This window comes from Mesorhizobium sp. Arg314, from assembly GCF_053714275.1.
In genome coordinates this window covers 1-11,485 of record NZ_JBSKBP010000052.1, presented here as the reverse complement: position 1 = coordinate 11,485, position 11,485 = coordinate 1, and the positions used below count along the sequence as shown (strand labels likewise).

Genomic DNA, 11,485 nt, shown 5'->3' with positions numbered 1-11,485 from the left:
GATCGGTTTCTTTGGAGATTTCCGCGGTGTGCCCACAAAATCTCCCTGAAGACAAATCCGAAAATCGCTGCAGGATCTGGTGGCGCCTGTACCGAAATATCAGTGCTATTTTGTTCGGACAATAAGCGACTTCTTCCATACGATGTCCTCGTCGCCAGCAAAACAAAAGTTCCGTTATCGAAGCGATGGCCACGCTGACGATCCCTTATGGATCAGCAGGCCATCGGATCGGAGGTCAGCAGCGACAGAAATTCGCATACTTTGCCTGTTTTGCGGCAGGCAGCCAAAGCGTGACAGCACCGAAAATGGGGAATGCTGAGAGACAAGAATTTTCGCTTGAAATTGTTCGGACATTTGTGTAGTGCTTTACAAGTGCATGGCCGGGAAGAGCCTTAATGCCGGGAGGAATTCCATGATCGATACGACATCTTAGGTCGGACTGTTTCGTCGCCGTTCTCATCGGTTGGCATCGCAGGGTCGCTCGCCTGTTCGTTAGCACGCCGGCGGGCGCGAGCTGCCGCTGACCGCCAAAGTCGTCGATCCATTCCAGTCGGACGACCGGTGGCGGGGTTCTTTTCGCGCCGGTACGATTTGTCGAGGAGTGTAGCTTGTTGCCCAGTCCTGCCCGGACGACAAAAGGAGCGGTCTCACTTCGGGGCATCTCGAAGACTTACGGTGGGATCAAGGCGCTCACAAACATCGATCTTGATCTCGCTGCGGGTCAGGTTCATGCCTTGATAGGGCAGAACGGTGCGGGTAAGTCCACTTGCCTCGGCATAATCGCCGGACGGATCAGCGCCACTTCCGGGACGGTGACTGTCCGTGGTGTCGCCTGGCCGAATTCGATGACACCGGCGTCGGCGCGCAATGCCGGCGTGTCTACGATCTATCAGGAACTCACCGTCGTTCCGACGATCAGCGCACTTGACAACGTGTTCCTGGGCAACATGACGACGCGTTTTGGAATGGTTGCCGAGCGCTCGCTTCGCAGACGTTATGGCGCCCTTTGTGATAGGCTGGGGGTTGCGATCGACCCCGATGCACGTGCTGGAGACCTGTCGCTCGCCGATCAACAGATGCTTGAAATCATGCGAGCCCTGAGCGGCGAATGCAATGTGTTGCTGCTCGACGAGCCGACAGCGGCTCTTTCCCAGAGGGAGCGGGTCGCGCTCTTCTCAGCAATGCGTGATCTCAAGGGGCAAGGCGTGACCTTGATCTTCGTCAGTCACTATCTCGACGAGGTCGAGGCGAATTCCGACACGGTCACGGTCTTCCGCGACGGACGGTTGATAGAAAGCGGTCCGGTTTCGAAATGGACCCGGGAGCGCATGGTCACTACCATGCTCGGGGCTGAGCTGGAGGGTCTCGAACATAGACTGGCCGAGAGCTCGATTGGCCGGGTGCGCGCGGCCCGTAAGGAACTCCTGCGCGTTGAAAACCTGTCGAGCCGCGACGGCGTTTGCGACATAAACTTAGAGGTGCGTGCCGGGGAAATCGTCGGCATCGGCGGTCTTGTCGGATCGGGACGTACGTCTTTGCTCAAAGCGCTCGGCGGCGCGAGCAAGAGAACCTCCGGAAAGATGTGGCTGGATGGACACGCTGTCGCGCTGCCAAGGACGCCTTACGAGGCTCGGCGGCTTGGCATCAGCGTTGTACCGGAAGACCGGAAGGCCGATGGTCTATTCCTTGCGATGTCGTCCCGCGAGAACATCATGCTCGGGAACCTGAAGTCATACTCGCGCGCGGGTTTCGTACAGAAGTCGCGGTTCACACGCCGCTCTGACGAACTGGCCAACGAATATGATGTGAGTCGGAAATTTCTGGAGCGCTCCGCTGGAGAACTCTCTGGTGGCAACCAGCAGAAGCTTCTGCTCGCCCGCGCGGCAAACGGGCCGACGCGCGTGCTGCTCGCCGACGAGGCCACACGTGGCATCGATATCGGGGCAAAGAGTGTCATTCTGCAGACCTTGCGCCGCCTCGCGGATACCGGGCTCGGCATTGTATTTGTTTCGTCCGAACTCGAGGAAGTGGCCGCGATCAGTGATCGCGTCTACGTGCTCAAGGCTGGTCGGTTGGCCGGCTATCTCGACGGAAGCAAGCCGATCACCGAAGTTGCAATTATTGCCGCAGCATTCGAAACGGAGGTGGTTCGCCATGTCTGACATCGTCAAGCAGATGAGCATCGAGACTTCGCAGCCAAGGAGGCCCGACCTGCGCGCGACCGTGATCCGCTATAGCGTGCGGTACGCAATGCTGTGGATTCTTGCAGCGCTCGTGATCGCTGCTCAGGCAACGTATGGTAATTTTCTCTCGGTTCCGAACATCATCAATCTGCTGACTCAGAATGTTAATCTCGGCATCGTCGCCCTTGGCATGACGCTTGTGGTGATCGGCGGCGGTTTCGATCTCAGCGTCAGCGGTACTTTCAGTTTCGGAGCCGTGCTCTTTGCAGGTCTTTGTGCAAGCAACGGTTTGCCTGTCGTCGGCGCGCTGGTCGCGGTTCTGCTGGGCGGCGCCCTTCTCGGCCTGATCAACGGCCTGATCATCACCAAACTCAACGTCAACGCGTTCATTACGACACTGGGCACGGCGGTGGCCTATGAAGGCATAGCGGCTATGTATTCAAATTCCTCACCGATCCCTGTCCGCGATGTTCCCGGCTTCGACATCATTGGCAGCGGGGAACTGTTTGGCGTCGCTATCCCGATCATACTGCTTGTCGCGCTATATCTTGTCGGGGGTATCCTGCTGAGCAAAAGCGCTTACGGGAGAATGCTGTATGCGACTGGTGGAAGCCTGCAGGCGGCGCGGCTCGCCGGCCTTCGGGTCGATCGAATCCGGGTCGCCTCCTTCATCGCCTGCGGCGTCACTGCCGCTTTCGCCGGGGCAATGATCGCCTCGACCTTGAATACCGGGCAGTCGAATCAGATTCCAACGATCGCCCTTGATGCCATTGCCGCGGTGGTCATCGGCGGAACAAGCCTCTACGGCGGCGAGGGTGCTGTATGGCGTACCGCGGTCGGCGTGCTGATCCTTGCTGTGCTGAACAACCTGTTCTCGTCGCTGGCGGTCGAGACGTCTGTTCAAAACGTCATCAAGGGCGTTGTGGTGATCGGTGCTGTCGCACTTGAAACCTATACGCGCGAGCACGGTGCCGGCTGGGGCGTACACCCAGGCAGCGACGAACAGTCGTGATGCGACTGCTGCACCAAAAACCGAGATCATCAACGACAATACAAGGGGAGAGAAGTATGGCCCGAATGAGGAAGTATGCACGATTTATGCTTGCCGCCTGCATGGCGGTGGCGGCCATTGCGGTCAGTCCGGCCAGCAATGCTCAGGACGCCAAGTTGCATATTGGGAGCAACCCGGACGTTATTTGGCAGAATGTGGGAGGCGAGCTCAACGAACCAGCTCTTAATGGCGATACTTACACGCTGGACGTTGGCGATGGGCAAGTCATCACTTGGAAAAAGGGCGGTCCGCTCAACATCGCGGTGTTCGAATACGCCTCCAACAACACCTACATGGCGGCCCATATCGAGGCTGTGAAAAAAGCCGCTACGGCGGTTGGCGCCAGCGTCAGCATATTCGATGGACAAGCCAATCCGGCCATCCAGCGGACCCAGATCCAGAACGCACTGGCGAGTGGCCTGTTTAATGGAGCAGTCATTATTCCGATTTCTTCGGATGCAAGCTGCCGGCAGATCACCAACGACATTCCAGCGGCGAACATTCCTGTTGTCGTACTTGCACAGCAGACCTGCGGCCGCGACGACAAGGCGGGAAAAGACCTTTGGTCGCCAGGCACCGTCGCCTGGGTAGGCAACGATTGGGCGGCGCTCGATTTCGGATGGGCCAAGGCGGTGAACGACAGCCTGGCGGAACCGAGCGAAGCACTCCTGATCCTTGGGCCTGCGGACAATACTGTTTCCAACATCAATCTGCGTGTTGTCCAGGAAGCAACCAAGACACTCCCCAAGTTGAAACTCGTGGGCGTCGGCCGTACCGACTACACTGCCGCAAGCGCACTCACGCAGGTGCAAAACCTGCTTCAGGCACACTCCAAGGTCACGACTGTCCTGCTGCAGTTCGGCGGCGAGCTTCCCGGCGTGACGCAAGCGATCAAGGAAGCCGGCAAGGCAGGCATCGTCAGGGTCTACAGCATTGGCGGTACGCTTGAGGACAAGCCGGCAATTTTGCGCGGCGACTTGGAACTCACCGTGCCCTTCTATCCCTATACCCAGGCGTACTGCGGCATCGAAATGCTGGCTGCCCTGCATGCCGGAGTGAAGGTGCCGCGCGTGGTCGTCAATGACTGCCACAAGACGGATGGATCGCCCGACCGGCAGAACACGAGGATCATTACAAAACAGAATGTCGAACCGTTCATTCCCCAAGGATGACCTCTAGGCCGACTGCCCTGGGCACAAGGCCGGGCAGTCGACCATCGGATTTCAATCGCTGAAAATAGGAAGTTCCCGGTGGCAGCCGAACCTGCGATCTCTTCAGACCTGCGCCTGCACGGACGCGATACCGGCCTGACAGATTGCGCCGACTATGCATTGTTCAGTCCGAGTGTCGTCCCCGACATGCGCTACAATATGCCGGTGCGGAGCTATTTGTCGTTCGCCCGAAGGCATTGTTTGGTGGGTCGCAGGAACCTAGGACGCGATTGCCGAGTTGCCGGAGGGCAACGGATCATGGACACGGTCATCTCCTATGTTGCGAAGGCGCTTGTCGGCCAGATCGAGGCGATTGGCGATGGAGTGTCAGATATCGACCATCTGATGATTTTCCACTTTCATATCGATCATGTCGGCAATATTGATCTTTACCCGTGACAGTTCTGCTGCAGCAGGCGGAGTATGATGCCGTCTATGATCCTGATGCCGACCAACTTGCCTACAATCGCGAGACCTATGCCGGGTTGAACAAGTACAGGATCCGCAACGTCGCGGTGATCATACCCTGGTCGTCAAGCATCGCTTGTCAACCTGCCGGAGAGCGGGACGTCCTGCTCGGCTCCGATATCGCGTGCCGTGCTCGCGGTACGGCCTTCCAATTTTGACTTGGACGCGGAAATCCATCGTGAAGCCAAACGGATGGAGAAGGAGGACGGCGTTCCGGTATGGCTGCATCATGACGGCGAAAATCAGAAGGGCGTCCGGATGGAGCCTGATTGTAACAGAAACTGTGGTTCGAGGCGGTTCCGAACGCGTGGAATGTCGTCATCCCGTCGATTGGAAATTGCGGCGCGGCGGCCCATGAAGGTTAAGAGGGAAGAGGATGCGTGAAATCTCGCTCGCTGGAAAACGCGTGCTCATCGCAGGAGGTTCGACCGGAATCGGCCGGGCCTGTGCGATCGGCTTTGCCGAAGAGGGCGCCGAAGTGCAGGTCGCCGCTCTGCCCGGAGAGGATCTGGACAGTCTCTCCACACACCATGGCTTCGGCGGTCGATTGCGAACTTATGGCGGCGACTTCGCGGACGAGGGTTTCATTGCGCGGCTGGTCGCGGACGTTGGCGATCTTGACATTCTGGTCTATTCAGCCGGCGTTGCGCCGCTCGCGCCCTTTCTCGACAGCGATCCATCAAATTGGGATTGGATCTATAGTGTCAACGTGCGGGGCCTGCTGCGGCTGGTACAGCCTGTCGCCAAGCGCATGATCGCGAGAGGCTCCGGCCATTTCATTCTCGTTTCGTCTACGCTTGCGCATGCGGTCTATCCGAATACTCTGGTCTATGCAGCATCAAAGCATGCGATGAGTGCAATCCACAAAGGGCTCCGGCTGGAACTGGGTTCCTTCGGCATTCAATCGACGGAATTGCGGCCCGGTCTCGTTGGTGGAACCGGCATCAGACGCATTTCGGGGCCAGAACATCCGGCCGCGGCGCAGGATCTTCAGCATCGCCCCTACAAGCCAATCGAAGCCGAGGACATTGCTCGCGCCGCGCTCTTTGTCGCCAAGGCGCCTCCAGGCGTGGATATAGATGTGATCGAAGTCAAGCCAGTAGGCCAGCCGTGAGCACCCTTGCGGGTCGGGTAGCGCTGGTCACCGGCGCTGCCCGAGGACTGGGTGCCGCGATAGCCGGGGCGCTTGCCAACGAAGGTGCGAGCGTGTTGATCTGCGACATTTTGGCTGAGGCAGGGGAGAAGACTGCGACCAAAATCAATCGCGGTGGCGGCAAAGCCAAATTCATTGAGCTTGATGTGTCGAAAGAAGCGAGTTGGCAGGGTGCGATTGAGAATACCTGCTCTTGGCTGGGTAAGCTCGATATCCTGATCAACAATGCTGCGGTAAACGACCGTTGCGGTGTGATGGCCAGCGACGCCGAGAGTTGGCGAAAGCTGTTTGCGGTTAATCTTGATGGCGCATTCTTCGGAATCCGCGCCGCGGTTCCGCTGATGCGGCGGTCCGGCAGTGGCGCAATAGTCAACATCGCTTCTACGGCCGGCTTGTCGGGACATAGCTTTGCCGCCTATTCAGCGAGCAAGTGGGCCCTGCGCGGCCTTTCTCGCTCGTCTGCCTTGGAGCTTGCTGCCGACAATATCCGCGTCAATACAATCTGTCCCGGTCTGATGCTTACGGAGATCAATCGCGGCCAAGCCTATCTCGACGCCTTGACTCGAACAGTCCCTCTCAGGCGCGCCGCTAACGTGCAAGAGGTCGCTTCGATGGCTGTATATCTTGTATCGAAGGCCGCAGAGTATATCACCGGGCAGGATTTTGTGATCGACGGCGGCGCCACCGCTGGCACCGAAATAAGTAAGGCCAACGGTGAATAAACTACTCGACTTTCCGGCCGAACGCCGACGGTTGCAACTATGATGCAGTCCTATTGGCTGGCCGTTGTCGTCTCAACTTTTTTCTTTGTACGGTGTACAGCAGTATCTGTATACCTTGGTCTCGGGTTCGGTATCGAAGGAAATCTCCTGATACCGGATAGAAAGCCAACGAGAATCTGATGCGTCGTAGCCAGGAACCAAACGGTCTGCGAAGCTTTCAGCTGTCCGGAATAAATAGTCGCCATGGTCTTCGATGCGTGTCGAGCTGGTAGATCGACAAGAGATGGTCGCGCGCGATTTGACCGGTGTACGTTCAATGAATTCCAGCTTCTCGCCAAGACAAGTTAAGTACTCCGCGGTGATGCCCATAGAATAACGGCCGAAAGATCGATCAGACGTTCCGCCTTTGGCCCTGCATGAGGTCCAGCAGGGCATGGGCAGCGTCCAGCACGTTGGTGCCTGGCCCGAAGACAGCGGCCACGCCGTGATCATAGAGGTACTTATAGTCCTGGCGCGGCACCACGCCGCCGACCACCACAATGACGTCCGAGGCACCCTTTGCCTTGAGCGCCTCGACCAATTGAGGAGCCAGTGTCTTGTGCCCGGCCGCGAGTGAAGACATGCCCACCACATGCACCTTTAGCTTGACTGCAAGATCCGCAGCTTCCAGTGGTGTCTGAAACAGCGGTCCGGCGATCACATCGAAACCAAGATCTCCGAAGGCCGAGGCGACGACCTTGGCGCCGCGGTCATGGCCGTCCTGGCCGAGCTTAGCCACCAAGATCCTGGGGGCTTCGCCCTGGTCGGCCCACAGGGCTTCGAGCCGCTTCGCCAGCGTCTCGTATTCCGGCTCTCCACCGAATGCCGCGTCATAGACCTTGCGCACCACTTCCGGGACCGCGGCATGGTCACCGAAGACTTCGCGCAGCGCATCCGATACCTCGCCGACCGTTGCGCGGGCCCGGGCAGCCTCGACGGCGGCCGCCAGGATATTGCCCTCGCCGGAACGGGCGACTTCGGCCAGCGCGGCAAGGGTCTGCGCAACCTTTGCGGGATCTCGCTGACGTATGATCATCTTGATGCGGGCGATCTGCGTGCCCCGCACGGCGTTGTTATCGATGTCGAGGATACCGAGCTGCTCTTCTTCTTCGAGCCGGTAGCGGTTGACGCCGACGATCACGTCGTCGCCGCGATCGACCGCGGCCTGCCTGCGCATCGCGGCCTCTTCGATCAGGCGCTTGGGCAGCCCTTCGATGACTGCCTTGGTCATGCCGCCCCTTGCCTCGATCTCCTCGATCAACGCCCACGCTGCATCGGCGAGTTCTTTGGTCAGGCTCTCGACATAGTAGGAACCGGCGAGGGGATCGACCACCCTGGTCACGCCCGTCTCGTGCTGAAGGATGAGCTGCGTGTTGCGTGCGATGCGGGCCGAGAATTCGGTCGGCAGCGTGATCGCCTCGTCGAAGGAATTGGTGTGCAGGCTCTGCGTGCCGCCCAGCACCGCGCTCATCGCCTCATAGGCGGTGCGCACGACGTTGTTGTAGGGATCCTGCTCCTGCAGCGACACGCCGGAGGTCTGGCAGTGGGTGCGCAACATCAGCGAGGAAGCCTTCTTCGGCTGGAACTCCTCCATGATCCGGGTCCACAAAAGCCGGGCAGCGCGCAGCTTGGCCGCCTCCATGAAAAAGTTCATGCCGATCGCGAAGAAAAAGGACAGCCGCCCCGCGAAATCATCGACATCGAGCCCTTTCTTCAGCGCCGCGCGGACATATTCGCGCCCGTCGGCGAGCGTGAAGGCGAGCTCCTGCACCAGCGTCGCCCCGGCCTCCTGCATGTGATAGCCGGAGATCGAGATCGAGTTGAACTTCGGCATCTCCCTCGCCGTATATTCGATGATGTCGGCGACGATCCGCATCGAGGGTTCCGGCGGGTAGATGTAGGTGTTGCGGACCATGAACTCCTTGAGGATGTCGTTCTGGATCGTGCCTGAGAGTTGCGCGCGCGGCACGCCCTGCTCCTCGCCCGCGACGATGAAGCTGGCGAGGATCGGGATCACCGCGCCGTTCATGGTCATCGACACAGAAACCTTGTCGAGCGGGATGCCGTCGAACAGGATCTTCATGTCCTCGACGGAATCGATGGCGACGCCCGCCTTGCCGACATCGCCTTCGACGCGCGGGTGATCGCTGTCATAGCCGCGATGGGTGGCCAGGTCGAAGGCCACCGACACGCCTTGCTGGCCGGCGGCAAGCGCCTTGCGGTAGAAGGCGTTGGACGCCTCCGCCGTCGAGAAACCGGCATATTGCCGGATGGTCCACGGGCGGCCCGCATACATGGTTGCGCGCGGCCCGCGCATGAAGGGTTTTTGCCCCGGCAGGCCGCCGAGATAGTCGTTCCCCTCGAGATCCTGTGCTGTGTAGAGAGGCTTGATCTCGATGCCTTCCGGCGTGCGCCAGGCAAGCGTGTCGGGGTCGGCCTTGATCTCCCTCTCGACAAGGGCACGCCACGGTTCGAGCTCGTCGGCCATCACTCGAACTCCATGATGAGCTCGTCGACCGCGAGACTGGCGCCGGCTCTTGCCGCGATCGCCTTCACCACCGCCCGGCGCTCGGCACGCAGCACGTTCTCCATCTTCATGGCCTCGACAGTCGCAAGCGTCTGCCCTGCCTCGACCGTGTCGCCCACCTGCACGGCCAGGGAGGTGATGACGCCGGGCATCGGGCATCGCAGCATCTTCGACGTGTCGGGCGGCGTTTTCACCGGCATCAGCCGGGCAAGCTCGGCCACGCGAGGCGAGCGCACGAATGCGGTGACGTCGATGCCCCGCCAGCGCAGGCGCAAGCCGGAGCCGTCGAGCGACACCTTCACGCCCGCCGCTTCGCCGTTCACGACGAAGGTCGCATGGCTGTCGCCCGGCAACCAATCGCTGGACACTGTGAGGCTCGGCCCACCGGCAAAGGCGACGAGGGCGCTGGCTTCATCCTGGAACACAACGAGCGCAAATTCACGATCGGCCACCGTCGCGACCCAATCCTTGCTTATGCTGCGCGGATGGTTGGCGAGAGCACCCGAAATCTTTGCCGACCGGCGAACGACCCTCGCATTGATGAAGGCGGCAACTGCCGCCAGCAGACGTGCCTGGGTATCGTCCGGCTCGACGCCTTGAAAACCGTCCGGGAACTCTTCTGCGATGTAGGCAGTGGTCAGCCGGCCCTGGCGGAAGCGCGGCTGCACCATCACCGCCGACAGGAACGGAAGGTTATGACCAATGCCTTCCACCTCGAAATCGTCGAGAGCGCGCGCCATTGCATCGATCGCTCCGCCACGGTCCGGCGCCCAGGCGCAGAGCTTGGCGATCATCGGATCGTAATACATCGAAATCTCGCTGCCCTCGAACACACCGGTATCGTTGCGCACGATCGTGCCGTCGTCGCGCCGCCCCTCGACTGGCGGCCGGTAGCGAGCCAGGCGCCCGATGGAGGGCAGGAAATTGCGGTACGGATCCTCGGCATAGAGCCGGCTTTCGATGGCCCAGCCATTCAGCTTCACGTCGTCCTGGCCAAAGCGCAGCCTTTCGCCGGCGGCGACCCGGATCATCTCCTCCACAAGGTCGAGCCCGGTGACCAGTTCCGTCACAGGATGCTCGACCTGAAGGCGGGTGTTCATCTCCAGGAAGTAGAAGTTCTTGTTGCCGTCGACGATGAACTCGACCGTGCCGGCCGACAAATAGCCGACCTCGCGCGCCAGCGCGACGGCCTGCTCGCCCATGGCCTTGCGCGTGGCCGCATCGAGGAAGGGGGACGGAGCTTCCTCGATGACCTTCTGGTTGCGCCGCTGGATCGAGCATTCGCGCTCGCCCAGATAGACTATGGTGCCGTGCTGGTCGCCCAGCACCTGGATCTCGATGTGACGCGGCTCGGTGACGAATTTCTCGATGAAGATGCGGTCGTCGCCGAAGGAGGCCTTGGCCTCGTTCCTTGACGACTGGAATCCCTCGCGCGCCTCGCGGTCGTTCCACGCGATGCGCATGCCCTTGCCGCCGCCGCCGGCGGACGCCTTGATCATCACCGGGTAGCCGATCGAGGCGGCGATGCGCACGGCCTCGTCGGCATCCTCGATCAGGTCCATATGGCCGGGCACGGTCGAAACACCGGCCGCAGCAGCGATGCGCTTGGAGGTGATCTTGTCACCCATCGCCTCGATCGCCGCCACCGGGGGGCCGATGAAGGCGATGCCGGCATCCTTGAGCGCATCGGCGAAGTTGGCGTTCTCCGACAGGAAGCCGTAGCCCGGATGCACCGCATCAGCGCCAGCGGCCTTTGCCGCGTCGACGATCTTGGCGATGACGATGTAGGACTGACTGGACGGCGATGGGCCGATGTGAATTGCCTCAGCCGCCATCTTCACATGCAGCGCGTCGCGGTCGGCATCCGAATAGACTGCCACCGTTGCAATGCCAAGCTTCTTCGCTGTCTTGATGACCCGGCAGGCGATCTCGCCCCGATTGGCGATGAGGATCTTCCTGAACATTATCGTTCCACCACAAATGTTTCAGACACACGTTCCCAGCCCCATTTCAGCGCTGAACGCTCCAGTGTCCTGGGCACGTCGATCACGCATAGGCACCAGTCCATCTCGCCATGCTGATCCACCCATTCGAGTCCTTCGGCGCCAAGTCGGGCGGCCAGCTGCCGCGG

General features: G+C 60.3%; 9 protein-coding genes. 7 read left to right on the top strand and 2 right to left on the bottom strand.

Going from position 1 to position 11,485, the window contains the following annotated elements:
• The first annotated feature begins 608 nt into the window (after window positions 1-608).
• The 7 genes from ACWGS9_RS30270 to ACWGS9_RS30240 all read left to right on the top strand — a co-directional run bounded on the left by ACWGS9_RS30270 (window position 609) and on the right by ACWGS9_RS30240 (window position 6,788).
• The gene (locus ACWGS9_RS30270; RefSeq protein ID WP_454508689.1) at window positions 609-2,162 is read left to right on the top strand and encodes a sugar ABC transporter ATP-binding protein; all 1,554 of its coding nucleotides are present in this window, start codon (window positions 609-611) and stop codon (window positions 2,160-2,162) included.
• Window positions 2,155-3,195, top strand: coding sequence for an ABC transporter permease (locus ACWGS9_RS30265; RefSeq protein ID WP_454508688.1), 1,041 nt, complete (start codon window positions 2,155-2,157; stop codon window positions 3,193-3,195). The genes ACWGS9_RS30270 and ACWGS9_RS30265 overlap by 8 nt, the downstream gene beginning before the upstream one ends.
• 65 nt (window positions 3,196-3,260) lie before the next feature.
• Complete coding sequence (locus ACWGS9_RS30260; protein ID WP_454508687.1) at window positions 3,261-4,406, top strand: sugar ABC transporter substrate-binding protein; 1,146 nt, start codon at window positions 3,261-3,263, stop codon at window positions 4,404-4,406.
• 78 nt (window positions 4,407-4,484) lie between these two features.
• On the top strand, window positions 4,485-4,844 hold the full coding sequence (locus ACWGS9_RS30255) for an MBL fold metallo-hydrolase (RefSeq protein ID WP_454508686.1): 360 nt from the start codon (window positions 4,485-4,487) through the stop codon (window positions 4,842-4,844).
• Entirely contained in the window at window positions 4,841-5,071 is a 231-nt protein-coding gene (locus ACWGS9_RS30250; protein ID WP_454508685.1) for a hypothetical protein, read from the top strand. The genes ACWGS9_RS30255 and ACWGS9_RS30250 overlap by 4 nt, the downstream gene beginning before the upstream one ends.
• A gap of 218 nt (window positions 5,072-5,289) precedes the next feature.
• On the top strand, window positions 5,290-6,027 hold the full coding sequence (locus tag ACWGS9_RS30245; RefSeq protein WP_454508684.1) for an SDR family oxidoreductase: 738 nt from the start codon (window positions 5,290-5,292) through the stop codon (window positions 6,025-6,027).
• Complete coding sequence (locus ACWGS9_RS30240; protein WP_454508683.1) at window positions 6,024-6,788, top strand: SDR family NAD(P)-dependent oxidoreductase; 765 nt, start codon at window positions 6,024-6,026, stop codon at window positions 6,786-6,788. The genes ACWGS9_RS30245 and ACWGS9_RS30240 overlap by 4 nt, the downstream gene beginning before the upstream one ends.
• A 391-nt stretch (window positions 6,789-7,179) precedes the next feature.
• On the opposite strand, the gene scpA is transcribed toward ACWGS9_RS30240, so the two are convergent.
• Together scpA and ACWGS9_RS30230 are read right to left on the bottom strand one after the other, a co-directional pair.
• Window positions 7,180-9,315, bottom strand: a complete 2,136-nt coding sequence (scpA, locus tag ACWGS9_RS30235; protein WP_454508682.1) for a methylmalonyl-CoA mutase — start codon at window positions 9,313-9,315, stop codon at window positions 7,180-7,182.
• Window positions 9,315-11,318: an acetyl-CoA carboxylase biotin carboxylase subunit gene (locus tag ACWGS9_RS30230; protein WP_454508681.1), complete on the bottom strand. Its 2,004-nt coding sequence runs from the start codon at window positions 11,316-11,318 to the stop codon at window positions 9,315-9,317. The genes scpA and ACWGS9_RS30230 overlap by 1 nt, the downstream gene beginning before the upstream one ends.
• Window positions 11,319-11,485 lie beyond the last annotated feature (167 nt).

What these genes read in the sequence shown, in the direction of transcription:
- ACWGS9_RS30265 (WP_454508688.1), top strand. Translation starts at nt 2,155, where the DNA reads ATGTCTGACATCGTCAAGCAGATGAGCATCGAGACTTCGCAGCCAAGG.
- ACWGS9_RS30260 (WP_454508687.1), top strand. Translation starts at nt 3,261, where the DNA reads ATGAGGAAGTATGCACGATTTATGCTTGCCGCCTGCATGGCGGTGGCG.
- ACWGS9_RS30245 (WP_454508684.1), top strand. Translation starts at nt 5,290, where the DNA reads ATGCGTGAAATCTCGCTCGCTGGAAAACGCGTGCTCATCGCAGGAGGT.
- scpA (WP_454508682.1), bottom strand. Translation starts at nt 9,315, where the DNA reads ATGGCCGACGAGCTCGAACCGTGGCGTGCCCTTGTCGAGAGGGAGATC.
- ACWGS9_RS30230 (WP_454508681.1), bottom strand. Translation starts at nt 11,318, where the DNA reads ATGTTCAGGAAGATCCTCATCGCCAATCGGGGCGAGATCGCCTGCCGG.